Source organism: Luteibacter sp. E-22 (assembly GCF_049913125.1).
In the GTDB taxonomy this organism is placed as follows: domain Bacteria; phylum Pseudomonadota; class Gammaproteobacteria; order Xanthomonadales; family Rhodanobacteraceae; genus Luteibacter.
In genome coordinates this window covers 1,417,558-1,441,097 of sequence record NZ_CP183975.1, presented here as the reverse complement: position 1 = coordinate 1,441,097, position 23,540 = coordinate 1,417,558, and the positions used below count along the sequence as shown (strand labels likewise).

At 66.3% G+C, this 23,540-nt stretch carries 24 protein-coding genes; 8 read left to right on the top strand and 16 right to left on the bottom strand.

Features of this window, described 5'->3' with window-relative positions:
- Positions 1-5 precede the first annotated feature (5 nt).
- The 4 genes from ACN9M2_RS06330 to ACN9M2_RS06315 all read right to left on the bottom strand — a co-directional run bounded on the left by ACN9M2_RS06330 (position 6) and on the right by ACN9M2_RS06315 (position 4,481).
- Complete coding sequence (locus ACN9M2_RS06330) at positions 6-1,103, bottom strand: acetylornithine deacetylase (protein ID WP_426287279.1); 1,098 nt, start codon at positions 1,101-1,103, stop codon at positions 6-8.
- Positions 1,104-1,112: 9 nt separating this feature from the next.
- Entirely contained in the window at positions 1,113-2,318 is a 1,206-nt protein-coding gene (locus ACN9M2_RS06325; protein WP_426287278.1) for an argininosuccinate synthase, read from the bottom strand.
- A gap of 42 nt (positions 2,319-2,360) precedes the next feature.
- On the bottom strand, positions 2,361-3,395 hold the full coding sequence (locus ACN9M2_RS06320) for an N-acetylornithine carbamoyltransferase (protein WP_426287277.1): 1,035 nt from the start codon (positions 3,393-3,395) through the stop codon (positions 2,361-2,363).
- 522 nt (positions 3,396-3,917) lie between these two features.
- Positions 3,918-4,481, bottom strand: coding sequence for a glycine zipper 2TM domain-containing protein (locus ACN9M2_RS06315; RefSeq protein WP_306851298.1), 564 nt, complete (start codon positions 4,479-4,481; stop codon positions 3,918-3,920).
- A gap of 204 nt (positions 4,482-4,685) precedes the next feature.
- On the opposite strand from ACN9M2_RS06315, the gene cysS reads away from it, so the two are divergent.
- Together cysS and ACN9M2_RS06305 are read left to right on the top strand one after the other, a co-directional pair.
- The gene (gene cysS / locus ACN9M2_RS06310) at positions 4,686-6,065 is read left to right on the top strand and encodes a cysteine--tRNA ligase (protein WP_426287276.1); all 1,380 of its coding nucleotides are present in this window, start codon (positions 4,686-4,688) and stop codon (positions 6,063-6,065) included.
- Positions 6,062-6,499 (top strand): SufE family protein, encoded by a 438-nt coding sequence (locus tag ACN9M2_RS06305; protein WP_426287275.1) that lies wholly within the window; start codon positions 6,062-6,064, stop codon positions 6,497-6,499. The genes cysS and ACN9M2_RS06305 overlap by 4 nt, the downstream gene beginning before the upstream one ends.
- Positions 6,500-6,569: 70 nt before the next feature.
- On the opposite strand, the gene dksA is transcribed toward ACN9M2_RS06305, so the two are convergent.
- Positions 6,570-7,685, bottom strand: coding sequence for an RNA polymerase-binding protein DksA (dksA, locus tag ACN9M2_RS06300; RefSeq protein WP_426287274.1), 1,116 nt, complete (start codon positions 7,683-7,685; stop codon positions 6,570-6,572).
- 170 nt (positions 7,686-7,855) lie between these two features.
- Between dksA and yidD the strand changes: the two genes are divergently transcribed.
- From yidD to ACN9M2_RS06285, 3 genes are read left to right on the top strand one after another with little or no spacing between them, the layout of a single operon-like run.
- Entirely contained in the window at positions 7,856-8,062 is a 207-nt protein-coding gene (gene yidD / locus ACN9M2_RS06295) for a membrane protein insertion efficiency factor YidD (RefSeq protein WP_426287872.1), read from the top strand.
- Positions 8,055-9,392, top strand: coding sequence for a dihydroorotase (locus tag ACN9M2_RS06290; protein ID WP_426287273.1), 1,338 nt, complete (start codon positions 8,055-8,057; stop codon positions 9,390-9,392). Before yidD ends, ACN9M2_RS06290 begins: the two co-directional genes overlap by 8 nt.
- Entirely contained in the window at positions 9,389-10,180 is a 792-nt protein-coding gene (locus ACN9M2_RS06285) for a M23 family metallopeptidase (RefSeq protein WP_426287272.1), read from the top strand. The genes ACN9M2_RS06290 and ACN9M2_RS06285 overlap by 4 nt, the downstream gene beginning before the upstream one ends.
- 154 nt (positions 10,181-10,334) lie before the next feature.
- On the opposite strand, the gene folE2 is transcribed toward ACN9M2_RS06285, so the two are convergent.
- The 6 genes from folE2 to efp all read right to left on the bottom strand — a co-directional run bounded on the left by folE2 (position 10,335) and on the right by efp (position 15,655).
- A complete protein-coding gene (gene folE2 / locus ACN9M2_RS06280; RefSeq protein WP_426287271.1) occupies positions 10,335-11,258 on the bottom strand; it encodes a GTP cyclohydrolase FolE2 in 924 nt (307 codons plus the stop codon).
- A 98-nt stretch (positions 11,259-11,356) separates the two neighbouring features.
- Complete coding sequence (locus ACN9M2_RS06275) at positions 11,357-12,193, bottom strand: squalene/phytoene synthase family protein (protein WP_426287270.1); 837 nt, start codon at positions 12,191-12,193, stop codon at positions 11,357-11,359.
- The gene (locus ACN9M2_RS06270; protein WP_426287269.1) at positions 12,190-12,870 is read right to left on the bottom strand and encodes an HAD family hydrolase; all 681 of its coding nucleotides are present in this window, start codon (positions 12,868-12,870) and stop codon (positions 12,190-12,192) included. Before ACN9M2_RS06270 ends, ACN9M2_RS06275 begins: the two co-directional genes overlap by 4 nt.
- On the bottom strand, positions 12,867-13,574 hold the full coding sequence (ubiG, locus tag ACN9M2_RS06265) for a bifunctional 2-polyprenyl-6-hydroxyphenol methylase/3-demethylubiquinol 3-O-methyltransferase UbiG (RefSeq protein ID WP_426287268.1): 708 nt from the start codon (positions 13,572-13,574) through the stop codon (positions 12,867-12,869). Before ubiG ends, ACN9M2_RS06270 begins: the two co-directional genes overlap by 4 nt.
- Positions 13,575-13,642: 68 nt before the next feature.
- A complete protein-coding gene (locus tag ACN9M2_RS06260) occupies positions 13,643-14,980 on the bottom strand; it encodes a TRZ/ATZ family hydrolase (RefSeq protein WP_426287267.1) in 1,338 nt (445 codons plus the stop codon).
- Between the two features lie 96 nt (positions 14,981-15,076).
- Positions 15,077-15,655: an elongation factor P gene (gene efp / locus ACN9M2_RS06255; RefSeq protein ID WP_371024941.1), complete on the bottom strand. Its 579-nt coding sequence runs from the start codon at positions 15,653-15,655 to the stop codon at positions 15,077-15,079.
- 88 nt (positions 15,656-15,743) lie between these two features.
- Here efp and epmB point away from each other — a divergent pair, with 88 nt between their 5' ends.
- The gene (gene epmB, locus ACN9M2_RS06250; protein ID WP_426287266.1) at positions 15,744-16,769 is read left to right on the top strand and encodes an EF-P beta-lysylation protein EpmB; all 1,026 of its coding nucleotides are present in this window, start codon (positions 15,744-15,746) and stop codon (positions 16,767-16,769) included.
- 99 nt (positions 16,770-16,868) lie between these two features.
- On the top strand, positions 16,869-18,932 hold the full coding sequence (locus ACN9M2_RS06245) for an EAL domain-containing response regulator (RefSeq protein ID WP_426287265.1): 2,064 nt from the start codon (positions 16,869-16,871) through the stop codon (positions 18,930-18,932).
- Between the two features lie 131 nt (positions 18,933-19,063).
- Here ACN9M2_RS06245 and rplS read toward each other — a convergent pair whose 3' ends face one another.
- The 5 genes from rplS to ffh all read right to left on the bottom strand — a co-directional run bounded on the left by rplS (position 19,064) and on the right by ffh (position 22,556).
- Positions 19,064-19,459, bottom strand: a complete 396-nt coding sequence (rplS, locus tag ACN9M2_RS06240) for a 50S ribosomal protein L19 (RefSeq protein ID WP_426287264.1) — start codon at positions 19,457-19,459, stop codon at positions 19,064-19,066.
- A 34-nt stretch (positions 19,460-19,493) separates the two neighbouring features.
- Entirely contained in the window at positions 19,494-20,255 is a 762-nt protein-coding gene (trmD, locus tag ACN9M2_RS06235) for a tRNA (guanosine(37)-N1)-methyltransferase TrmD (RefSeq protein ID WP_371024937.1), read from the bottom strand.
- Between the two features lie 19 nt (positions 20,256-20,274).
- Positions 20,275-20,790: a ribosome maturation factor RimM gene (gene rimM, locus ACN9M2_RS06230; RefSeq protein ID WP_426287263.1), complete on the bottom strand. Its 516-nt coding sequence runs from the start codon at positions 20,788-20,790 to the stop codon at positions 20,275-20,277.
- Positions 20,790-21,041: a 30S ribosomal protein S16 gene (rpsP, locus tag ACN9M2_RS06225; protein ID WP_029213716.1), complete on the bottom strand. Its 252-nt coding sequence runs from the start codon at positions 21,039-21,041 to the stop codon at positions 20,790-20,792. The genes rimM and rpsP overlap by 1 nt, the downstream gene beginning before the upstream one ends.
- Before the next feature lie 126 nt (positions 21,042-21,167).
- Positions 21,168-22,556, bottom strand: a complete 1,389-nt coding sequence (gene ffh / locus ACN9M2_RS06220) for a signal recognition particle protein (RefSeq protein ID WP_426287262.1) — start codon at positions 22,554-22,556, stop codon at positions 21,168-21,170.
- A 121-nt stretch (positions 22,557-22,677) separates the two neighbouring features.
- Between ffh and ACN9M2_RS06215 the strand changes: the two genes are divergently transcribed.
- Positions 22,678-23,475 carry a cytochrome C assembly family protein gene (locus ACN9M2_RS06215; protein WP_426287261.1) on the top strand — a complete coding sequence of 266 codons (798 nt, stop codon included), beginning with the start codon at positions 22,678-22,680 and terminating at the stop codon, positions 23,473-23,475.
- Positions 23,476-23,540: the final 65 nt, after the last annotated feature.

The window sequence follows — 23,540 nt, the reverse complement described above, 5'->3', positions numbered from 1 at the left end:
GTTTATTAGAGTCCACTGTCCACGATCCGATGGATGGTCTGGGCGTAATGAGCCAGCTGGTCGAGCGCGACCCATTCGTCGGCGCTGTGCGCCTGCGCGATATCGCCGGGGCCATAGACGAAGGAGGTGTAACCGGCCTTCGAGAACAGCGCGGATTCGGTCCAGAAATCGACCGCGTTGCCCACGGGGATGCCCAGCTCGTCGGCGAGGTCGCGGGCGGCCAGGCGGCGCGTCTCGGCCGTGGCGGTATCGCCCGCCGGTAACGAATCACCACGGAAGGTCTCGCCGTACTCGACAGGATGCGGTTCGACGAGGGTGCGGAAGGTTTCAAGCAGGCGATCGGCATCCATCGACGGCAACGGACGGAAGCCGAAACGGACATCCGCCGTCGGCGCGATCACGTTGGCCTTGATGCCACCCTCGACCTTGCCGATGTTGAAGCGCAGGCCGGTGAGACCACCGAAGCGCTCGTGCGATTGCGCCTGCACATGGTCGAGCGCGGCGGCTCCCCAGCGGATCGCCTGATGCAGCGCGCTGTCCGAAGGTTTCTGTTCGCCGGAGGCGTGGCCTGCCCTGCCCTGGAATCGCATCTGCACGGAATGGATGCCCCGATGCGCCAGCACCGCCTCGCCCCTGGTCGGCTCGGCGACGATGATCGCCTCGTAGTCGCGCGGCGTCTTCAGGAAGCCGTCGATGCAACGGGCGTCGTTGGCTTCCTCGTCGGTCGACAGCAGCAGTGCCATGTCGCCCTTCGAGGCGTTGGCGACCGCGACCAGAGCGGCCGCGGCGCCCTTGATGTCGCACGCACCGAGGCCGATGGCACGGTCTTCCGTCACCCGCAGTTCGAACGGGCTGGCCGTCCAGTGCGGGGAATCGGGCACGGTGTCCAGGTGCACGTTGAACAGGTACCGGGGCGTACCGCGCACAGCGTAAAGATTCACGGCACCGGCACCGAAATCAGTCACCTGCACGTCGAAGCCCGGAAGGTTCGCGCGCAGGTAATCGAAGATCCCGTCGGTACCGATGGTTCGTGGCGGATTGCGCGTGTCGAAACCGACCAATGCGCGCAGATGGGTGAGCGTGTCCTTGAGAAGCGTATCCATGGGCGCGGATCAGTTCCCGTTGGCGCGGTCGACTTCCGCCCAGAGCGTGGAGCTCATGCCGTAGAGCTTGATGAAGCCCTCGGCCTCGGCCACGCCCCAGTCGGCGGCCTGGGCATAAGTCGCCTTGGCCGACTGCAGGATGTTCTTCGACTCCACCTTCACCGCGTAGACGGTGCCACCGCGGGTCTCGATGATTACCTTGCCGTCGACCTTGCGCTGGGTGGAGACGAGGAAGGCTTCGAGATCGGTCTTGACCGGATCGTTGAAGAACCCCTCGTACGCCACCTCGGTCCACTTGCGGCCGATCTCGGGCTTGAAGCGATTCTGCTGCTTGGACAGCACCGTTTCCTCCAGGGCGCGGTGCGCGGTCAGCAACGCCGTGAGCGCGGGCGCCTCGAACACGATGCGGCCCTTCAGGCCGATGTTGGTATCGCCGGTATACATGCTGCGGCCGACGCCATACTTCGCCAGCTCACGGTTGAGGAAACCGAGGATCTCCGGACCGGATGCCGGCTTGCCATCGAGCGACACCGCCGTGCCCTTCTCGAAACCCAGTTCGATGCGCAGCGGTTCGGACGGCCATTCGGAACGCGGCGCGCACCAGCCCACGGCACCTTCGCCCGGGATCTCCCACGCGTCGATCTCGCCGCCGGAGATGGTCACGCCGAGCACGTTCTCGTTGATGGTGTAGTGCTTGGTCTTGGCGCGCACTTCGAAGCCCTTGTCCTCCAGGTACTTCTGCTCGTACGCGCGCACCTGGGTGTGCTCGCGCTGGATTTCGCGGATGGGAGCGACGATGGTGTAGTCGCCCAATGCCTTCACGGTCAGGTCGAAGCGGACCTGGTCGTTGCCCATGCCGGTACAACCGTGCGCGAAGAATTTCGTGCCCAGTTCATCGCAGCGTTCCAGCGAGGCCTTCACGATGAGGTAGCGATCCGAAACCAGCAACGGGTACTGGCCCTGGTAGAACTCCCCGGCCCAGATCAGCGGAGTGACGAAACTGTCCCAGATCGCCTGGGCGGCGTCCACGGTGCGGTGCGAGGCCGCACCCAGTTCATGGGCGCGCTGCTCGATGTACTCACGCTCCTCGGACGAGACACCACCGGTGTCGACGAACACGGTATGCACCGCATAGCCGCGCTCGATCAGGTAAGGGACGCAAAAGCTGGTGTCGAGGCCGCCCGAGAAGGCGAGGACGATATCTTTGCTGGACATGCTGGCTCCGAAGGAAAACGTTGGACGATCGGGAAAGGCGAATCAGAAACCGAGGCCGGACTTCACGCCCGACGACTGTGAAATGAGCGAAGCCATGACCGCCTTCTGCACGTGCAGGCGATTCTCGGCCTCGTCGATGGCGATGCAGGCCGGCGAGTCCATCACCGCATCGGTCGCCTTGATGTTCCGGCGCAGCGGCAGGCAATGGCTGAAGAGGCCGTTGTTGGTCAGGGCCATCTTGGCCTCGTCCACGATGAAATGCTTGTTGGCGTCGCGGATCGCCTTCTCCTCATCCCAGCGGCCGAAGTAGGGAATGGCGCCCCAGCTCTTCGCGTAGATCACGTCCGCGCCGCGATAGGCCGCCTCGATATCGTGCGATACCTGCAGCGAACCGCCGTTCTCGCGGGCATTGCTCCTGGCGAATTCCATGTAGCGCTCGTCGAGGACATATTCCGGCGTCGGGCACAGCAAGGTCACGTCCATGCCCATCTTCGTCGCGATCAACAAGGCCGAGTTGGCGACCGCCGTGTTCAGCGGCTTCGGGTGATAGGTCCAGGTCAGGACGTATTTCCTGTTCTGCAGGTCGCCCAGGTGCTCCCTCAACGCAAGCGCATGAGCCAGTTCCTGGCACGGGTGGGTAATCGTCTCCAGGTTGATCACCGGCACCGTCGCGTACCGCGCGAACGCCGCCAGCACCTTGTCCTGCCGATCCACCGACCAGTCGACGAACTTGGGGAAGGCGCGCACGCCGATGAGGTCCACGTAGCGCGAGAGCACGCGGGCCACCTCGGCGATATGTTCCTCGGTATCGCCGTCCATCACCGATCCGACCTCGAACTCGATCGGCCACGCATCCTTGCCCGGCGAAAGCACCACCGCATGGCCACCCAACTGGAAGGCACCCAGTTCGAAGCTCGTTCGCGTGCGCATGGACGAGTTGAAGAACATCAGCGCGATCGACTTGCCGGCCAGTTGCTGGCCCTGTGGCGAACGCTTGAACTCCGCGGCCTGCTCAAGCAGGGCGTCGAGTTCGGCGCGGCTGTAGTCCTGGGTGGAAAGGAAGTGGCGAACGGTCATGGCAATCCAGTTCGGTCGGTGGCCACGAGGCCGTGGAGGGAGGAGGAATGAAAAACAAAAAAACCCGGCGCATGGCCGGGTTTTTAGTCGGTACGAATGAAACGCGTGCGACAGCCTACCCGGCCAGTGGTCCGATGTACGGTCGACGAGCACGCGAGGTCATTCCTGCGGCCATGCGGGCGCTGGTAAGGACGATCGCGGTGTAGACGGTGTGGGTCACGGCAAGGTCTGGAAAGGTGGAACCGCGATCATGCCGGGATTTGGTGCGGCGCGCAACACGCATGGCTCGCCGGGGAGGGCCCTGGTGGAGAGAACTTGATAGAAAGAGCCTGGCGTGGTGGGAGCCGACCCTGTCGGCGATCCCGCGGCAACGGGCCAGGTCGAGGCAAGCACCCATCGCCGACAAGGTCGGCTCCCACCAAAACCGCGAGATCGGCTCCCCCCGGAGCCACAAGATCGCCTCGCCAGAACAAAAAAGGCCGCGATCGCTCGCGGCCTTTTCGGTGGAAGCAAGGACGTAGGTCAGTCCGCCGGCGCCACGCTGACGCGGACACGCAGACGCTCGCCCGGGTCGTAGTTCAGCCGCGAGACGTAGACCTCCCCGCGATAGCGGTATTCGACGTCATAGCCGGCGATGCGGCGCTGCTCGGACACCGAGCTGACGTCACGGCAGCGCGTTTCGGTGCTTTCGTAGGTGCGGTCGCCGTTGCGGGCTATGCCATTGCCGACCGCGCCGCCGGCAACGGCGCCGACCACCGTGGCGGCCTTGCGGCCGTCACCCTTGCCGACCGTGTTGCCGAGCACGCCACCCACGACGGCGCCGAGGATGGTGCCGGCCGTGCTGTTGCCGCTGGATTCGCGGCGGACGACGGGCTGGTCGTAGCACTCCTGGCGCGGGGTCTCGATGCGGGCCACGCCGTACACCGGGTCGACGCGCAGGACGTCCGCCCAGCCGTAATGGGTATTGTCGTCCGGGCCCGCGGAGGGGCCGGGGCCCGGGGGACCGGGAACGTAGCGACCGTCCTGGGCACTGACGCCGGTGGCGAACAGGGCAAGAATGAGCGCGGGGATGAGCAGGCGAGACATTTAGGAAAACCTCCAGCCAGGCGCACGAATGGCGCCTACTGGCTAGCATTTCAGCAAGTTCACGCTGAATCCACGCTTAGAACCGGCGGACGAAATCATGACGTCCCGTGTCAACCGATTCCGGTCCCGCGCGTGCGTCCCGTTCGGGTGGGCTTGCTATCATCTCCGGATGGCCCGCACGCCGCTCCCGTCCACGGATTCCCGATGCCGATTTCGCTCTACAACACCTTGTCACGCCGTATAGAGGCGTTCACCCCCCTCGATCCGCAGCGGGTGACGATGTACGTGTGCGGGCCCACGGTCTACAACTACATCCACATCGGCAATGCCCGGCCCCCCGTCGTCTTCGACGTGCTCGCCCGCCTGATCCGCCGGCATTACCCGAACCTGGTCTACGCCCGGAACATCACCGACGTGGACGACAAGATCAATGCCGCCGCGGCCGCCGCCGGGGTGCCGATCGCGACGATCACCGATCGTTACACCCAGGCCTACCGCGACGACATGGCCCGCCTCGGTGTCGCCCCGCCTGACGTCGAGCCGCATGCCACCGCGCACATCCCGCAGATCGTGGCGATGATCGAGCGCCTGATCGCCAGTGGCCATGCGTACGAGGCCGAAGGCCATGTGCTGTTCCACGTCGAGTCGTTTCCCGCCTATGGCGCCCTGTCGGGGCGCGACCCGGAAGAACTGCTCGCCGGAGCGCGCGTCGAAGTGGCGCCGTACAAGAAGAGCCCGGGCGACTTCGTGCTGTGGAAACCCTCGGACGCGAGCCTGCCAGGCTGGGACAGCCCCTGGGGCCGGGGCCGTCCGGGATGGCACATCGAGTGCTCCGCCATGAGCGAGGCCCATCTCGGCGAGACGATCGATATCCATGCCGGCGGCGTCGACCTCACCTTCCCGCACCACGAGAACGAGATCGCCCAGAGCGTCTGCGCGCATGGTGGCAAGACCTTCGCCCGGTACTGGCTGCACAACGGCATGCTCACGTTCGAGGGACGGAAGATGTCCAAGTCGCTGGGCAACGTGCTCCAGTTGCACGAGTTGCTCGGCAAGCACCCTGCGGAGGCGCTGCGTCTCATGCTCCTGCGCGGCCATTACCGCCAGCCGCTGGACTGGTCAGAGGCCGCGATGACCCAATCCGTGCGCACGCTCGACGGCTGGTACGGCGTCCTGCGCGACATGGGCGACGTGGACGCCGGCGAGGCGGTGGTGCCCGGGTCCGTCGAAAGCACGCTCTGCGACGACCTCAATACGCCCCAGGCGCTGGCCGAGATATCGCAGCTGGCCGATGCGGCGCGCCGGGCCACCGGCGTGGCACGCGGTCCGGCCAAGGCCGCGCTATTGGGCGGTGGCGCCCTGCTCGGCCTGCTCCAGCAGGAACCGGAAGCCTGGTTCCGCCAGGGCAACCCGGGCGAAGCCGTCGACGAGGCCGCCATCGAGGCACTGCTGGAGGAGCGCCGCGCGGCACGCGCGGCGAAGGATTTCGCCCGGTCGGACGCCATCCGCGACCAACTCAAGGCATGGGGCATCGCGATCGAGGACGGCGCGCAAGGCACGCGCTGGAGCGTGGTGAAGGCATGAACGAGCCGATGGAAGCCACGGCCATCGAAGCACAGGCCGCGATCGCGGAGGAATTCGCCTTCTTCGGTGACTGGACCGAGCGTTACCAGTACCTGATCGACCTCGGCCGTCAGCTACCGCCCTTCCCCGACGAGCGGAAGACCGAGGAAAACCGCGTGCACGGCTGCCAGTCGATGGTCTGGCTGATTCCATCGGGCGACGCATCGAGGATGCACTTCGACGCCGCCAGCGACTCGGCCATCGTCTCCGGCCTGATCGCCCTGGTGCTGCGGGTCTACTCCGGCCGTCCCGCACGCGAGATCGTCGACACCGATCCCTCGTTCATCCAGGAGATCGGACTCGCCAAGCACCTGTCGCCTACCCGGTCGAACGGGCTCGCGGCCATGCTCGCGAAGTTGAAGGCCTACGCGGCGGCATCGCTGGCCCAGGGCTGAGCGGACGTTGGAAAACAAGACGGCCCCGCGATGCGGGGCCGTCTCGTGTCGCGACCACAACGGGATGGAATCAGTCGCCCATCTGCTTCTGCAGGTGTTCGCGGCGCTCCTGTGCATCGAGCGACAGCGTGGCGATCGGGCGGGCGTCGAGACGGTCCACACCGATTTCCTCGTCGGTCTCCTCGCAGAAACCGTAGCGGCCTTCCTCGATCCGGCGAAGGGCCTTGTCGATCTTGGAAATCAGCTTGCGGTAACGGTCGCGCGTACGCAGTTCGAGCGAGTTCTCGGTCTCGCGCGTGGCGCGCTCGGCTTCGTCACCCACGTCACGGACTTCCTCGCGGAGGTTGTCCATCGTCTGACGCGATTCCTCGACCAGCTGTTCGCGCCAGTCCTTCAGCTTGTTGCGAAAATAGGCGAGCTGACGAGGATTCATGTACTCCTCGTCGTCGTTCGGCTTGTAACCCTTGGGCAGGTCGATGACGGTGGAAGCCGGCAGCGCATAGCGGCCGTCTTCGCGCGTGATGCCGTTGTCGGCGGTATTGGAGGCAGTGCTATTCATGCTGGATTGAGCGGACTTCTCGTTTCTGGATGAGGTGGAGCTGCCCACCGCGGATGCCGTCCGCGGTGTCGCAGCGGCAACGGCAGATGCCGTGCGCCCCTTTTCGGGCGCGGCGGCGGGGGTAGCCGAGGCGGTTTTCTTGGCTGCCGGCGTGGACACCGGAGCGGGTGCGGCCTTTACCGGCGCAGCGGATGTTTTCTTCGCGGGCGTCGCGGGTGTCTTCTTCGCCGGCGTCTTGGTCACGGCGGGCGCCGCTTTCTTCGCCGGAGCGGCGGGGGCGGGCTTCCCCGCCGCCTTGGTGGCCACCTTCGTAGCCGGCTTCGGTGTCGCCTTGGGCGCCGCCGTCTTGGCCGTCTTCGCCGGCGCTGCCTTCAGCGGGGCTTTCGCCGGGGCCTTCTTCGCCACGGGCTTCGATGCCGTCTTCTTGGCAGGCGCGGCGGCCTTCTTAGGGGCTGCCTTGGCGGCCGTCTTCGTCGCGGACTTGACCGCGGCCTGGACGGCCTTCTTCACCGGCGCCTTGGCCGCCTTCACCGCGCCCACGGTCTTCCTGGTCGCCTTCACATCACCGGCCCCGCCCTTCTTGGCGGCACCTTTGGCAGCTGTGGAACTACGAGCATTTTTCGCCATTTCCTTCACCTCGGTGGCCGTGGCGGCGGGGTGTTATAGCCCAGATGCGTTACCCCAGCAACCTATCTTCTGGGATACTGTCGATTGGCCCTACGCCGGTCGACACCGGACTCACAGTGACCCGCCTCCTCTTATCCCTGCTCTCTGCGTACAAACGGTGGTTGAGCCCGATGCTGGGGGCCCGCTGCCGGTTCCATCCATCCTGTTCCGATTATGCACGGGTTGCCATAGCGCGCTTCGGCCCGATGCGCGGCGCCATCCTGGGCGCGTGGCGCATCCTGCGCTGCCAGCCGCTGTGCGAAGGCGGCCACGACCCCGTTCCGGAACATTTCATCCTGCGCCGCTGCGGCGCCCAAGGAGCACATACCCATGACTGACGCCTGGCTCATCAAGAACGCCGAACTGGTCAACGAAGGCCGGCGTTTCACCGCCGACGTCCGCCTCCGCGACGGAAAAATCGCGACCATCGCGCAGAGTCTGGAAAAAGATCGTGACGAAGAGGTTATCGACGCCTCCGGCCTGTGGTTGCTGCCGGGCATGATCGACGACCAGGTTCACTTCCGCGAGCCCGGCCTCACCCAGAAAGCCGATATCGCCAGTGAATCCCGCGCCTGCGCCGCCGGTGGCATCACCAGTTTCATGGAAATGCCCAACACCAAGCCGCCCGCCCTGGACCGCGACTCGCTGGAGGCGAAGTACGCCCGCGCCGCGGAAACCTCCGTGGTCAACTACGCGTTCTACCTCGGCGCCAGCAACGACAACCTGGAGGCGATCCGCGCGCTCGATCCTAAGAGCGCCCCCGGCATCAAGGTCTTCATGGGCGCGTCGACGGGCAATATGCTCGTCGACAACCCGGAAACCCTCGACCACATCTTCCGCGACGCACCCACGCCGATCATCACGCATTGCGAAGACACGCCGATGATCGACGCCAACCTGGCAAAGGCCCATGCGGTGTACGGCGAGGACATCCCGGCCCGGGAACATCCCCTGATCCGGTCGCGCGAGGCTTGCATCAAGTCCACCCGGTTGGCCATATCCCTGGCGAAGAAGCATGGCACCCGCCTGCACGTGCTGCACATCTCCACCGCCGACGAACTGGCCCTGTTCGAGCCGGGCCCGATCGAAGGCAAGAAGATCACCGCCGAGACCTGCGTGCACTTCCTGCACTTCGCGGCGCCGGACTACGAGCGCCTCGGTTTCCTGATCAAGTGCAATCCGGCGATCAAGGACGAAGCCGACCGCGAGGCCATCACGAAGGCGCTGGCCGAAGGCCGGCTCGACGTGCTCGCGACGGACCACGCGCCCCACCTGCTCGAGGAAAAGGCGCAGAAGTACGACAAGGCGCCGTCGGGCCTGCCACTGGTGCAGTTCGCCCTGCAAGCGGCGCTGGAACGCGTGTTCGAGGGCAAGCTCACCCTGGAGCGCGTCGTCGAGGCGGTCAGCCACGCGCCCGCCAAGTTGTTCGACGTCGACAAGCGCGGTTTCCTCCGCGAAGGCTACGCGGCCGATCTCGTGCTGGTCGATCCGAAGCGCCGGCATACGGTGACGCGCGAGGAAGTGCTGTCCAAGTGCGGCTGGTCGCCGTTCGAAGGCACGACGTTCAGCAGCAGCATCGCCACGACCTTCGTCAATGGCCAGCGCGTGTGGGATGGCCGTAACGTCGACGGCAACGTCCGCGGCCAGCGTCTCGCGTTCGATCGATGAGAAGATTCGCAAGCGCATTCGCCGCGCTCGTGCTTCCCACGCTCGCGGTCGCGGCGGTCCCCGACCTGCCTGCCAGCGTCTCGCAAGGAGGCCTCGTCATCGGTCACGTGGCACCCGGCACGCGCGTCACCGTGGCCGGCAAGCCGGTGCATGTAGGCGACGACGGCCTCTTCGTCTTTGGCGCCGGGCGCGATGAACGCGGGCCTATCGTCGTCACCCTCGGGAATACGCGACGCAGCGTCGCGGTCTCGCCACGTGACTGGCCTGTCGAGCGCGTGAATGGCGTCCCGCCGAAAACGGTGAACCCGCCGCCGGACATCGCCGCGCGGATCGAACGCGAGCAGGCCGAGGTGGTCGCCGCGCGCGATCGCGACGATGCCCGCGAGGACTTCCTCCGTGGCTTCATCTGGCCGGTGAACGGACGTATCAGCGGACGCTTCGGCAACCAGCGGATCTACAACGGCGATCCCAAGGCGCCGCATTCGGGCATGGACATCGCCGTGCCCGAGGGCACGCCGATCAAAGCCCCGGCCGATGGCCTGGTCACCTTCGCCAAGCCGGATCTCTATCTCACTGGCGGCACGGTGCTGCTCGACCACGGCTTCGGCCTGTCGTCGAACTTCCTGCACCTGTCGCGTATCGACGTGAAGGTTGGCCAGCACGTGCGCCAAGGCCAGGTCATCGGCGCGGCGGGCAAGACCGGGCGCGCCACGGGCCCGCACCTGCACTGGGGATTCAACTGGTTCGGCACGCGCCTCGATCCATTGTTGCTGCCAGGCATTCACTGAAGCGCGGCAACCCGCCGATGACACCGGCGCCTGGTGGGAGCCGACCCTGTCGGCGATTCAATCTTGCGGCAATCTGGAATCGCCGACAGAGTCGGCTCCCACCAGAAGCCTCTCATCGAAGCCTGGATCTATGAAGATCGGCTACCGACCGGCTTCAGCGCACCTTCGAGGCGAACGCCACCGCGTCGTGCGGGTGCAGGCTCTCGTGATGGGCCACGCGAAGGTGGAAGTCGGCGATGTTCGGGTCGGCTTCCAGCGCTTTCTGGATACGCCGCGCGGCATCCTCGCAGAACATGAGGTTCTGTCCGTTCGCCAGCGCGAAGGCCTGTTCGTCCGCACGCTTCACCGCCGTCTGCACGGGCGTGCCCAGCGCCGATTCCACGTTATCGATCATGCCGATCAGCGGGAACACGCCCTCGCCCGCGGGACGCACGCGGATGGTGGCGGTGCTGCGTTGCGCATGCGGCGTGGCGACGATGCCCTGCTCCGTTCCCAGCCAGGCCAGTATGGTTTCGCGGTCCAGTGGTTCGCCCGCCGAGAACGTCCTTGCGAAATTGTCCTGGATCAGCTGGCGTGACAGCGCCGCCGAGGCGGGACAGGTCGACGAATAGAGGATGTCCGTGGTGATCTCGATGCGGAAGGCGTCGCCGCTGAGCGTCGCGTCGATGGTGATCGGGTAAGCGCGCCAGCCACTGTTTTCGCTGCGAAGCGACTTGCGACGCACCAGGTGCTCGAAGCCGATGGTGATCCGTGCGTGGTCCGACAGGCCTTCGTGCGAGGTCAGGAACGATTCCAGGAGTGTACGGATACCGGCGATCGTGAGCGGTCCGGCCGAAAGCGCATCCGAGACCAGCAGGTAGAGCCGCGACATGTGGATGCCACGCGCTTCCGGCTTGTTGAGGTTGACGAAGGCTCCCACCCTGGCTCCCGTGGAGCGCACGTCGCCATCGCCCGCGTCGAAGGCGACGGGCATCTCCATGCCGTCCATACCGACCCAGTCGAGCGTGCCGATGGCCAGGGCATGCTCCTGCGACGCCACGTCGGGCAGCAGGCGGGTCGGGGAATCGTGGATGTACATCGGGGAATATCCTTGGGACGTGCCGGTATCCGGCTTACCGTGCCCGAGATGGGGGCCAGGAGGATGGGCTCAATGGTCCTTGCGGGGAAACGATCCGTTCAGGTAAATCGTGCGGCGTGACGTGCCGCAAGCCAGGCGCGGATGGCGGTGGCCGGACCGGAGCGCGATTGGCGGCGGTGCAGTTCGGCCAGCGGTTCATCTGCACGCGCGGCGCCACGGGCCGTGGACAGCGCCGTACGGCCCTCCAGCCCGCGGAAGGTGCTGAGCGGCTCGCCCAGCGCCAGCGCCTCGCGCAGCCCGCCGGCGAGTTCGTCCAGCTGCGCACGCAGCGCCTCGCGCCGCGCCGGGGAATCGACCTTCAGGTGCGTCCGGGCGAGGCCATGGCGGGCCAGCCGCGTCATCGGCAAGGGCAACCGTTCACGCTCGGCGTCCAACTCCAGTCGCGACAACGCGAAGACGAGGTGCGACAGCGTGGCGATCCGCGACGCGGATTCCGCCGACGCCCCGGGTCCGAACCACCAGGCGTTTTCCAGGGTCGCCAGCGCGCCGTGCAGGCCACGGGACGCGGCGACCTGGGCACCGAAATCCGATGGCGTGCCCTGCTCCAGTTGCGCCATGGCCGCAAGCACGGGCGCCAGCCACAGGTTCGCCGGGATGGCTCGTGCGCGGTCGCTGCCGAACAGCAGCTTGGTGAGCGGGTGGCGACCCCCGCTGGCGGCGGCGCCGGAGAGCTCTTCCGCCCACCATTGAAGCTTGGCCGCGGCGACCTGCGGCTCGCGGATGCCATAGGCCGAGGAGACCAGTTCCTGTTCGAGCGCAGCCAGCGCGACCCGTTCGTCGCGAGTGCGCTCGTCCACGAAGCCGAGCGCGACCCGCTGCTGCGGCTGCACCGCGAGCCACTTGTCGACGAAGCTCCCGGTCGCACCGTCGATCACGCGGCAACCTCCCCCACGCCGAGCAGGACGGCCAGTTCATCGGCATGATCCAGCACGGCATCGGCACCCCAGGCATCGGGATCGCCGCCGTCGAGGTACCCCCAACGCACCGCCACGGTGAAGAGGCCGGCGGCATGGCCCGCAAGGACGTCGCGGCGGTCGTCGCCGACGTACACCGAGCGGGTGGGATCGCAGCCCGCCAGCGCGCAGGCGTGCAGCACGGGGGCGGGATCGGGTTTCTTCACCGGCAAGGTATCGCCGGAGACGACGGCGGCGGGCTTCCAGTGCGGAACGGCGCGTGGCAGCAAGGCGTCGGTAAGGAAGCCGGGCTTGTTGGTGACGATGCCCCAGCGGATACCCGCCGCGTCGAGCGCGGCAAGCAAGGTCTCGACGCCATCGAAGACCACGGTGTGGCTGGCCATGCATGCCTCGTACAGTTCGAGGTAGCGGGGAACGAGCTTCAGCAGGTCGTCCGGGGCGATGCCCGGAAAACCGGCGCCGATGATGGCGCGCGATCCTCGCGAGACCACGGGACGCACGCGTTCGTACGGCGGCGGTGCGATGCCCTGCTCCTCGCACAGTTCGAGCAAGGCCGCGTACAACTCGTGGGCGCTGTCGAGCAAGGTACCGTCGAGATCGAAGAACACACCCTCGGGCTTGAATGGAAGCGGACTCATGCCGTCTTCCTGGCCGCCAGCACGTAGTTCACCGCCGTGTTGGACGACAGGCTGGCGTTGCGCGTGAGCGGGTTGTAGGCCAGGCCCTTGATGTCTTCCAGCTCGAGGTCGAAGCGGCGCAGCATCGTGGCGACTTCCGAAGGCTTGAGGAATTGCGCGTAGTGGTGCGTGCCACGCGGCAGCAGGCGCATGAGGTATTCGGCGCCCACGATCGCCGCACCGAACGCGGCCGGCGTGCGGTTGAGCGTGGACAGGAACAATTGACCACCGGGCTTGAGCATCGCCGCGAGATCGCGGACCAGTTCGGCCGGGTCGGGCACGTGCTCGATCAGTTCCATGCAGCAAACCACGTCGAACGACGCCGGTTCGGCTTCCGCCAGTGTCGTGGACGACTGCACGCGGTAATCGACCTGCACGTTCGACTCGAACAGGTGCAGTTTCGCGATCTCGATGAGTTTTTCACCGAGGTCGATCGCCGTGACGTTCGCGCCGGCGCGCGCCAGCGCTTCGCTGAGCAGGCCGCCGCCGCAGCCGATGTCCGCCACCTTCGCGCCACGCAGGTTGGCGCGGCCGGCGACATAGGCGGCGCGCACCGGGTTCAGGTCGTGCAGGGGACGCGATTCGCCGTCCGGGTCCCACCAGCGCGCGGCGAGCTTTTCGAAGCGCGCGATTTCTTCCGCATTGACGTTGGTGTTGTTCTGCATGGTTCAGTCCTTCGGCTTGAAGCCTGGATTGCGCATGGCGAGCACGAGGTAGAGGTGCAGGGGTTCGTTCATGCCGGGTCCTCGGCGGCAATGCGTTCGCGCCAGGCACGCGCCTTGGCGCGGATGGCGGCGGTGTCGATGCCCAGGAGCTCGCCCGAGGCAAGCTTGCGCACGCCATCGATCCACACGTCGCTGACCTGATGGCGGCCGGTGGCATACACCAGCTGCGATGCCACATGGTAGAGCGGCTGGGTTTCCAGGGCGTCGAGACGCACGGCCACGAGGTCGGCTCGCTTGCCCGGTTCGATGGAACCGACGCGGTCGCCCAGGCCGATCGCCTTTGCGCCGTTGAGCGTCGCGGCACGCAATGCATAGGCGGCATCGAAGGCGGCGGCGTCGCCCGCCACGGCCTTGGCCAGGAGCGCGGCGGTACGCATTTCGCCGAACATGTCCAGGTCGTTGTTCGAGGCGCAGCCATCGGTGCCGATGCAGACGTTCACGCCAGCGGCACGCAACTTTTCCGCCGGGCAGAAACCCGAGGCGAGTTTCAGGTTGGATTCCGGGCAATGCACCACGGAAACCCCGGCGACGGCGCAGGCGGCGATCTCGCCATCCGTGAGCTGGGTCATGTGCACCGCCACCAGGCGCTCGTTGACGATGCCGAGCTTCTGCAAGCGCGCGAACGGACGGATGCCGTCTTTCGCCACGGCCTCTTCCACTTCGTGCGCCGTCTCGTGCGTGTGCAGGTGGACGGGGATGTCTAGCTGGTCGGCCAGGACGCGGATGCGCTCGAAGTTCTCGTCCGAGACCGTGTACGGTGCATGCGGCACGAAGGCCGTCGTGAGCAGGGGCTCGCCGCGCAAGGCATCGTGTACCTCCACGGCACGGCTGAAGTATTCGTCGGACGTGGTCGCCCAGGCGGTGGGGAAATCGATCACCGGCAAGCCGATGACCGCACGAAAACCCATCCGGCGGTACGTGGCCGCGATCACGTCGGGAAAGAAGTAGTTCTCGTTGGCGCAGGTGGTGCCGCCGCGGATCATCTCGGCCACGGCGAGTTCGACGCCGTCACGAATGAATTCCGGGCCCATCACGCGGCCTTCCGCCGGCCAGATGTGTTCCTGCAACCAGGTCATCAACGGCAGGTCGTCGGCCAGGCCGCGCAGCAAGGTCATCGGGTTGTGCGTGTGCGCGTTGATCAGGCCGGGGATGAGCGCGTGCTCGGGCAGCTCGATCCGTTCGCGCGGCGCATAGGCTACGCGGGCAGCGGCGATCGGCAGCACCGCCAGGATCTCTCCGTCGTGCACGGCGACCGCGTGGTCGTCGAGGACCACGGCGTGCGGCTCGACGGGGACGACCCAACGGGCCTCGATGAGGAGGTCGATGTCGGTAGGACTGGCGGTCATTCGGGGCCTCGGTGGGGAAACGGGAGCCTCATACAAGAACGGCACGGCGCCCTCGGGGGCCGCCGTGCCGCGATACCAGGCAAAACGCTGGTGGCCTTACTTGACGCGGCTGTCGTACTCGCCGGTGCGGGTATCGACCTTGATCAGTTCGTCCTGGTTGACGAAGAGCGGTACACGGACGACGGCGCCGGTCTCGAGCGTGGCCGGCTTGCCGCCACCGCCGGAGGTGTCGCCACGGACGCCCGGATCGGTCTCGACGATCTTCAGCTCGACGAACTTCGGCGGCGTCACGGCGATGATATTGCCGTTGAACAGCGTCACCACGCATTCCTCGTCGCCCTTGAGCCACTTCCAGGCATCGCCCATCGCGGCGAGGTTCGCACGGTACTGCTCGAAGGTTTCCGAGTGCATGAACACCCACTCGCGCTCGCTGCCGGAGCCCTCGACGTACGAGAACTGGGCATCGGTATCGACGGCATCGGCTTCCTCGAACGAATCGCTGGACTTCAGCGTCTGCTCGGTGGTGCGGCCGTCCTTGAGATTGCGGATGCGGATGCGGGTGAAGGCCTGGCCCTTGCCCGGCTTGATGAAGTCGGCTTCGGTGATGATCCACGGATCGCCGTTATGAAGGATCTTCTTGCCCGTTTTGACATCATTGAGGCCAAGGGTCGCCATGCGCTTTCTGCTCCAGGGTTAAATCCGCCCCGCTGGGCGGCTAAAATGGGGTCTGTCACGGGCTCCTGGGCCCGATCCAAGGTCCGTAATGATAACCGCAAGCCCCACTTCCCGCCTATCGCCGCCCCTTCCTGGCTGGCGCGAGCTGTGGCGGGATGCCATCACCGATGCCGGGGAACTGCTGGCCGCCGTCGGCCTGGGCCATCGGTCCGACCTGCTTCCCCCCGACGACGCGGGCTTCCCGCTCCGCGTGCCACGGGGCTTCGTGGCGCGCATGCGCCACGGCGATCCTTCCGATCCGCTGCTCCTGCAAGTGCTGCCCCGCGCGGCCGAGCACGATGTGGCGGAAGGATTCGCCATCGACGCGGTCGGCGACATGTCGGCGCGCGCCGGGCACGGCCTGCTGCACAAATACGACGGTCGCGCGCTGCTGATCGCCAGCGGCAGCTGTGCCGTGAACTGCCGCTACTGCTTCCGCCGGCACTTCCCCTACGGCGAGGAAATCGCCGCGGCGGCCCAATGGCGCGAGGCCCTGGCACACGTGCGGGCGGACACGTCCATCCGCGAATTGATCCTGTCCGGCGGCGATCCGCTGTCGCTGTCCACGCACAAGCTCCAGGAACTCACGCGCGGGCTCGCCGACCTGCCCCACGTGATCCGCCTGCGCATCCACACCCGGCTGCCGGTGGTCCTGCCCGAGCGGGTCGACGAGGCCTTCACGGAGTGGCTGGCCGCGTTGCCCCTGCAGAAGGTGGTCGTGTTGCACGCCAACCACGCGAACGAGTTCGACGACGCGGTGGACGCCGCCTGCGCCCGCCTGCGTGCCGCGGGTGCCACCTTGCTGAACCAGTCGGTCCTGCTGCGTGGGATCAACGACGACGCGGGAGCATTGGTAGACCTGTGCGAACGCTCGTTCGCGGCCGGCGTGCTGCCCTATTACCTGCACCAGCTCGACAAGGTGCAAGGCGCCGCCCATTTCGAGGTGGACGACGACCGGGCCCTCGCCCTCGTAGACGAATTGCGAGCCCGCCTGCCCGGCTTCCTCGTGCCTAAGCTGGTACGTGAACTGCAGGGTGATGCCTCCAAGCGACCTATTGCCGATTTCGCGCGTTAGTATGGGCGGCATCCGGTCAGCATGACCTGTCCGGACGCGCTGGGGGGAGCGGGCCGGCAAGCCGGTTCGCGGGGTGGGCAAGCGGCAATTCGGAACGGCATGAAACACGACAACGTCATCAGGATCCTCTTCATCGAGAACTCGGTGGAAGACGCCGAACTCTTGATCAACGTATTGCGCAACGGCGGCATCGCCGTTCGCCCCGCCCGCGCGACCAACGCGGACGAAATCCGGGCGGCGCTCGACGATATCGGGCCGGACCTCGTCCTTATGAACCCCGGCGTGCCGGGCATCGACGCCGGCGCGGTGATGCGCCAACTCGACGCCAGCGGTCGCGACCTCGCCCTGATCGCCGTGGTGGACAGCCTGCACGACGATGCCATCGCCGACCTCTTCGCCAACGGCTCTCGCGGCGTGGCCTTGCGCAAGCGCCCGGACCAGGTGCTCGCCGTGGTCCGCCGTGAATTCGACGCCTTGTCCACCCGCCGCCAGGTGCGCCGGCTGGAAACATCGTTGCGCGAGACCGAGCGCCGCTGCGACGCGCTGCTCGATTCGTCGCGCGACGCCATCGCCTATGTCCACGAAGGCATGCACGTGCGCGTGAACCAGGCCTACCTGGAAGCCTTCGGGCTCGCCGAGTTCGACGACATCATCGGCCTGCCGATCCTCGACCTGGTCGCCGGCACGCACGCCGATGAGTTCAAGGCCGTGCTGCGCGGCCTTTCCAAGGGCGACAAGACACCGCCGCCGATGGAATTGCTCGCACGACGCGACGATGGCGGTACCTTCAAGGCCATGGTCGAATTCGCCCATGCCACCTTCGAAGGCGAGTCCTGCCTGCAGATCGTGTTCCGCCAGCAGACCGTCGACGCGGCCCTGGTGGCCCAGCTGCAACGGGACTCCGTCACCGGCCTGTTCAATCGCGCGCACACGCTCGCGCATATCGACGAGGCGGTTGCCGCGGCTGCGGCGGGACGCGCCGGGCAAGCCGTGGTCCTGCTCGAACCGGACAACTGGAAGGACATCGTCGCCAGCACGGGCATCGGCAACGCCGACCACCTGCTCGCCGCGATCGCCGCCAAGGTCAATGAATCGATCGACGATGAAGATGTCGCCGGTGTCCTCGGCGACCACACGCTGGGACTGGTGCTCCATTCGCGTGGCGACCTCGAGCATGCCGCGCTCACGGAACGCCTGCGCCACGCCGTTGCCGAAAGCATCTTCGACGCCGGCTCACGCTCGCTGACGGTCACCATCACGCTGGGCGGAACGCTCCTGGCAGAGAAGAACGCAAATACCGAGACCGTGCTGGACCAGGCCAGCGCGGCGCTACGGGCCGCACAGAACCAGGGCGGCAACCGCGTGGAACTGCACGACCCCAGCGCGCGCGAGAAGGCCGACGCGGAACGCGAGCAGTACTGGCTGGACCTTGTCCGCCAGGCGCTCGCCGAGGACGGCCTGCGCCTGTACCACCAGCAGATCATCAGCCTGCAGGACGCCGCGGGCGAGTTCTACGAGATCCTGGTCCGCATGCGGGGCCCGAAGGGCGACGTGCTGCCGTCGTATTTCTTCCCGGTGGCGGAACGCAACGGCCTGCTGCCCGCGATCGATCGCTGGGTGCTCGGCCATGCGATCGACGCCCTCGCCCACCGCGAGAACGACGGCCTGACCACGACCTACTTCGTGAAGATGACCCTGCAGTCGCTGGAAGATCCCGACCTGCTTCCCTGGCTCATCCGTCGCCTCGAATCGGCGAACCTGCGCCGGAGCAAGCTGGTGATCGAGATGCCTGAATCGAAGGTGCTCACGAGCCTGCGCCCCACCCAGGAATTCGTGAGCGGCTGGCGCAAGGCGGGTGGCGGCTTCGCCATCGAACAGTTCGGCTCCGGCCTGAACTCGTTCCAGATGCTCAACCACGTCGAAGCCGATTTCCTGAAGATCGACCGCAGCTTCATGACCGACCTGCCGCAGCACCCGGAAAACCAGAAGAAGATCGCGGAGATCTGCAAGGAAGGCCATGCCTCCGGCAAGCAGACCGTGGCCGAGTGGGTCGAGGACGCCGTCAGCACGTCGCTGCTGTTCGCCTGCGGCGTGGACTTCATCCAGGGCAACTTCCTGCAAGAGCCGGCGAAAGTGCTGGCCGAGGAATACATGCCGGTCTGACAGCCGGCGGCTTCGGTGAGCCGTCGGCGACTCGGTTGGCTTACACGACGACCGCCACGACACTATTGGCCGGCACAACAAAAAAGCCCGCGATCGCTCGCGGGCTTTTTGTTGTGCCTTGCGGCAACCGATTACTCGGCGGCGGCAGTGGCCTTCTTCGCGGCCTTGGCGGCAGCGGCAGCGGCGACGTCTTCCTTGATGCGGGCAGCCTTGCCTTCCAGGCCACGCAGGTAGTACAGCTTCGCGCCACGGACCTTGCCCTTGCGCTTCACTTCGACCGAGTCGATCGCACGACTGTGCGACTGGAACACGCGCTCGACGCCGGTGCCGTGCGAGATCTTGCGCACGGTAAAGGCGGAGTGCAGGCCGCGGCTGCGCTTGGCGATGACGATACCTTCGAACGCCTGGACGCGCTCGCGGTTACCTTCCTTCACCTTGACGTTGACGATCACGGTGTCGCCAGGACCGAAATCCGGCAGCTGGCGGGTGATCTGCTCGGCTTCGAACTGTTGGAGAAGTTTGTTCATGGCACACCTGTCGCAATTGTTTACGGCGACCGAGTTATTCGGCCGCACCGTTTGGCCGTGCGTAGTCACGGCGGAATTCATCCAGCAATGCCCTCGATTCATCGTCGAGCGCACACTGCGTTAACAGATCCGGCCGGCGTAGCCAGGTACGACCCAGCGACTGCTTGCGACGCCAGCGGCGGATGGCCGCGTGATCGCCGGAAAGCAGCACCTCCGGCACGCCACCCCATGCGTCGTGCTGCACGGGACGGGTGTAATGCGGGCAATCCAGCAAGCCATCCGAGAAGGAGTCCTGCTGGGCGGATTGCGCATCGTTCAACGCGCCTTCCTGTAGACGACCCACCGCATCGATAATCACCGCTGCGCCGAGTTCACCGCCAGACAGCACATAATCGCCGATTGAGAGCTCCTCGTCGACCTCGTGCTCGAGCAGGCGTTCGTCCACACCCTCGTAACGTCCGCAGATCAGGGCGATTCGCGGCATCTCGGCCAGCGCTTCCACCCGTTTCTGCGTCAGCCGCGCACCTTGCGGGCTGAGGTAAATCACGTGCACCGGCTCCGGTGCCGCCTCGCGAATCGCCGCGAGCGCCGCCCGCAGTGGTTCGATCAGCATCACCATGCCCGGTCCACCCCCGAAGGGCCGGCCGTCCACGGTGCGGTAGTTGTCGGTGGCGAAGTCGCGAGGGTTCCAGGCTTCCACCTGTAACAGTTCGCGCTGCTGCGCCCTGCCGACCACCCCGATCGCGGCCGACTGGCGGACGAAATCGGGAAACAGCGAAACCACGTCGATGCGCATGATCTTCAGGTATCGCTGTTCAGAACTCGGGGTCCCAGTCCACCACGATGCGCCCGGCGTCGAAATCGACCGAATGCACGTAGGGGCCCTGGACGAACGGAATCAATCGCTCCTTGTCGCCGTCCTTCACCACCATGACGTCGTTGGCGCCGGTGGCGAAAAGATGACTCACCCGCCCCAGGTTCGTGTCCTCCGTGGTGACGACCTCGAGACCCTCGAGATCGGTCCAGTAGAACTCGCCTGGCGAGGGCGGCGGCAGCGTATCGCGCGAGACCGTGATCTCGCAGCCGACCAGCGCAGCCGCCTGGTCGCGATCCTCGATACCCGGCAGGCTGGCGACAATGCCCTTGCCCTGCGCGCGTCCTCGGACTCCGTCCATCTCCCGTTCCACACCCGGCGCGGTCAGCAGCCAGGGCTGGTAACGGAAAATCTGGATGCGGGGCTCGGTCCAGCTTTCGAGCTTGACCTGACCCTGCACGCCATGGAGTCCGACAATGCGTCCGACCCGGACGCGCTTACCGGACTCCGTCGACATCAAGCAGCCAGCTTGCCGGCTTCCTTCACGAGGGCACGGACCTTGTCGGTCAGCTGCGCACCCTTCGCCACCCAGGCCTGGACCTTGGCGACGTCGAGTTCGAGGCGCTTGTCGGCGCCCGAAGCAACCGGGTTGTAGTAGCCGACACGCTCGATGTTACGACCGTCGCGCGGGCTGCGCTGGTCGGTCACAACGACGTGATAAAACGGACGGCCCTTGGCGCCACCGCGCGAAAGACGAATCTTGACCATAAGTTACGAGCTCCAGAATGCCGCAAACCGGCAAGGCGCGCGCGAGAAGCGGGCGCGGTAAAGCCGGACATTTTAGCGAAAGTTTCCAAAAATGGAAGGGGGTTCAGCCTCTTCCGTACATAGCGCTCAGCGCGGCGGCATCATGCCGCCCATGCCGCCCATGCCGCCCATGCCCTTCATGGCGCCGCGCATCTGGCGAAGAAGGCCCTTGCTGCCACCCTTGGACAGCTTGGACATCATCTTTTCCATCTGCATGAACTGCTTGAGCAGGCGGTTCACGTCCGCCGGCTGGGTACCCGACCCGCGCGCAACGCGGGCCTTGCGCGAACCGTTCAGGAGATCCGGGTGGCGGCGCTCCTTCTTGGTCATGGAGCCGATGATGGCGACCATGCGCTTGAGTTCGTTGTCGTTGACCTTGGACTTCACGCTGTCCGGGATGCTGGACATGCCGGGCAACTTATCCATGAGACCGGCCAGGCCGCCCATGTTGCTCATTTGTTCGAGCTGGTCGCGCATATCGTTGAGATCGAAGCGCTTGCCCTTGATGACCTTCTCGGCGAGCTTCTGCGCCTTTTCCTGGTCGACCTTGCGCTCGACTTCCTCGACCAGCGACAGGACGTCGCCCATGCCGAGGATGCGCTGGGCCACGCGATCCGGATGGAAGGGTTCGAGGGCGTCGCTCTTCTCGCCCGCACCGAGGAACTTGATCGGGCGGCCGGTGATGTAACGCACCGACAGCGCCGCGCCGCCGCGGGCGTCGCCATCGGTCTTGGTCAGCACCACGCCGGTGAGCGGCAACGCGTCGGCGAAGGCCTTGGCCACGTTGGCGGCATCCTGGCCCGTCATCGAGTCGACGACGAACAGGGTCTCGATGGGATCGAGGGCACCGTGAAGGGCCTTGATCTCGCCCATCATCGCCTCGTCGATATGCAGGCGGCCCGCGGTATCGACCAGCAGCACGTCGATCACCTCGCGGCGGGCGGCGGCGACGGCCGCCTTCGCGATGGCGACGGGGTCCTGGCCGGCTTCCGAGGGGAAGAACGACACGTCGACCTGGGCGGCCAGGGTGCGCAGCTGCTCGATGGCGGCAGGACGATAGACGTCGCAGCTGACGACCATCACGCGCTTCTTCTTGCGCTCCTTGAGGAACCGGGCGAGCTTGCCCACCGTGGTGGTCTTGCCGGCGCCTTGCAGGCCCGCCATCAGCACGATCGCCGGCGGTTGTGCCGCCAGGTTCAGTTCCGTGTTGGCGGCACCCATCAGGGTGGTCAGCTCGTCGCTGACGACCTTGACCAGGGCCTGGCCGGGCGAAAGGCTTTTCAGCACCTCCTGGCCGACCGCGCGCACCTTCACGCGCTCGATGAGCGCCTTCACCACCGGCAGGGCCACGTCGGCCTCGAGCAGGGCGATGCGCACCTCGCGCAGGGTCTCGCGGATGTTTTCCTCGGTCAGCCGGCCGCGACCACGCAGGCGGTTGACGGTTTCGGAAAGGCGTTGGCTGAGCGATTCGAACATGGGGATTCGGGTCGGAATGCTGTAAACGACGGATTATAGCGGACTCCCACCATGCCGCGACGCTTCGAATGCCAACGTGTCGCATTCACGCTGCGGGATGGCTATGCCACACTGCGCGTCCATGATCGTCACCATCCTCTCGCTGGCCGCCGTCGCCTTCTACCTGTCCGCCGCGGGCGTACTCGCGCGGCCGCTGGCGACAGGCGGACAGCCGCTGGCCCGTGTCGGCATGGCCCTTGCGACGGTTGCCGCGCTGGCGCATGCCGCGCTGCTGCTCACGGCGCATCGCGGTACCCTGGACCTGCACTTCTTCGCCGCCCTGTCGCTCGTCGCCTGGATCGCCTCGGCCTTGACCCTGGTGGTGAACCTGTCGCGGCCCGTCGCCGGGCTGGGCATCCTGATCTTCCCGCTGTCCGCCGCCTTCCTCGCCGTCGATGCCTTCCTGGCACCGCGCACGGCGCCGGAGTCGATGAGCTGGCAGATCGAATTGCACGTGACGATCGCGGTGTTCGCCTTTGGCATCCTATCGATCGCCGCCGCGCTGGCGATCCTGCTCGCGATCCAGGAACGGGCGCTGCGCCGCAGCCGCTTCGGGCACTGGCTGCGCGCCCTGCCCCCACTCACGCTCACCGAGGTGCTGCTGTTCCGCCTGATCGCGGTGGGTTTCGTGCTGCTGACGCTCACGCTGATTACCGGCGCGCTCTTCGTCGGCGACCTGTTCAGCCAGCACCTGGTGCACAAGACGGTGCTGTCGATCATCGCCTGGATCGTCTTCGGGGTACTGCTGTGGGGCCGCTGGAAGTACGGCTGGCGCGGCATCCGCGCGGTCTACCTGACCCTGATCGGGATGGGCATCCTGTTGCTTGCCTTCTTCGGCACCAAGGCGGTGCTGGAGTTGATCCTGCACCGCACGGCGTAGTTGCAGGTCCACCCCGCCAGGCACAGGGTGTCCATGCGAGCCGCTGAGCAGGCAACCCGCTCAGG

Excerpts from the sequence above, each read along its gene's own strand:
- folE2 (WP_426287271.1), bottom strand. The coding sequence starts at position 11,258 with ATGTACATCCACGATTCCCCGACCCGCCTGCTGCCCGACGTGGCGTCG.
- ACN9M2_RS06305 (WP_426287275.1), top strand. The coding sequence starts at position 6,062 with ATGAACGAGCCGATGGAAGCCACGGCCATCGAAGCACAGGCCGCGATC.
- ACN9M2_RS06325 (WP_426287278.1), bottom strand. The coding sequence starts at position 2,318 with ATGTCCAGCAAAGATATCGTCCTCGCCTTCTCGGGCGGCCTCGACACC.
- ACN9M2_RS06260 (WP_426287267.1), bottom strand. The coding sequence starts at position 14,980 with ATGACCGCCAGTCCTACCGACATCGACCTCCTCATCGAGGCCCGTTGG.
- ACN9M2_RS06330 (WP_426287279.1), bottom strand. The coding sequence starts at position 1,103 with ATGGATACGCTTCTCAAGGACACGCTCACCCATCTGCGCGCATTGGTC.
- ACN9M2_RS06270 (WP_426287269.1), bottom strand. The coding sequence starts at position 12,870 with ATGAGTCCGCTTCCATTCAAGCCCGAGGGTGTGTTCTTCGATCTCGAC.
- ACN9M2_RS06320 (WP_426287277.1), bottom strand. The coding sequence starts at position 3,395 with ATGACCGTTCGCCACTTCCTTTCCACCCAGGACTACAGCCGCGCCGAA.
- ubiG (WP_426287268.1), bottom strand. The coding sequence starts at position 13,574 with ATGCAGAACAACACCAACGTCAATGCGGAAGAAATCGCGCGCTTCGAA.
- dksA (WP_426287274.1), bottom strand. The coding sequence starts at position 7,685 with ATGGCGAAAAATGCTCGTAGTTCCACAGCTGCCAAAGGTGCCGCCAAG.
- ACN9M2_RS06315 (WP_306851298.1), bottom strand. The coding sequence starts at position 4,481 with ATGTCTCGCCTGCTCATCCCCGCGCTCATTCTTGCCCTGTTCGCCACC.
- epmB (WP_426287266.1), top strand. The coding sequence starts at position 15,744 with ATGATAACCGCAAGCCCCACTTCCCGCCTATCGCCGCCCCTTCCTGGC.
- trmD (WP_371024937.1), bottom strand. The coding sequence starts at position 20,255 with ATGCGCATCGACGTGGTTTCGCTGTTTCCCGATTTCGTCCGCCAGTCG.
- ACN9M2_RS06285 (WP_426287272.1), top strand. The coding sequence starts at position 9,389 with ATGAGAAGATTCGCAAGCGCATTCGCCGCGCTCGTGCTTCCCACGCTC.
- ACN9M2_RS06215 (WP_426287261.1), top strand. The coding sequence starts at position 22,678 with ATGATCGTCACCATCCTCTCGCTGGCCGCCGTCGCCTTCTACCTGTCC.
- ACN9M2_RS06245 (WP_426287265.1), top strand. The coding sequence starts at position 16,869 with ATGAAACACGACAACGTCATCAGGATCCTCTTCATCGAGAACTCGGTG.
- yidD (WP_426287872.1), top strand. The coding sequence starts at position 7,856 with ATGCTGGGGGCCCGCTGCCGGTTCCATCCATCCTGTTCCGATTATGCA.
- ACN9M2_RS06290 (WP_426287273.1), top strand. The coding sequence starts at position 8,055 with ATGACTGACGCCTGGCTCATCAAGAACGCCGAACTGGTCAACGAAGGC.
- efp (WP_371024941.1), bottom strand. The coding sequence starts at position 15,655 with ATGGCGACCCTTGGCCTCAATGATGTCAAAACGGGCAAGAAGATCCTT.
- ffh (WP_426287262.1), bottom strand. The coding sequence starts at position 22,556 with ATGTTCGAATCGCTCAGCCAACGCCTTTCCGAAACCGTCAACCGCCTG.
- cysS (WP_426287276.1), top strand. The coding sequence starts at position 4,686 with ATGCCGATTTCGCTCTACAACACCTTGTCACGCCGTATAGAGGCGTTC.
- rplS (WP_426287264.1), bottom strand. The coding sequence starts at position 19,459 with ATGAACAAACTTCTCCAACAGTTCGAAGCCGAGCAGATCACCCGCCAG.
- rpsP (WP_029213716.1), bottom strand. The coding sequence starts at position 21,041 with ATGGTCAAGATTCGTCTTTCGCGCGGTGGCGCCAAGGGCCGTCCGTTT.
- rimM (WP_426287263.1), bottom strand. The coding sequence starts at position 20,790 with ATGTCGACGGAGTCCGGTAAGCGCGTCCGGGTCGGACGCATTGTCGGA.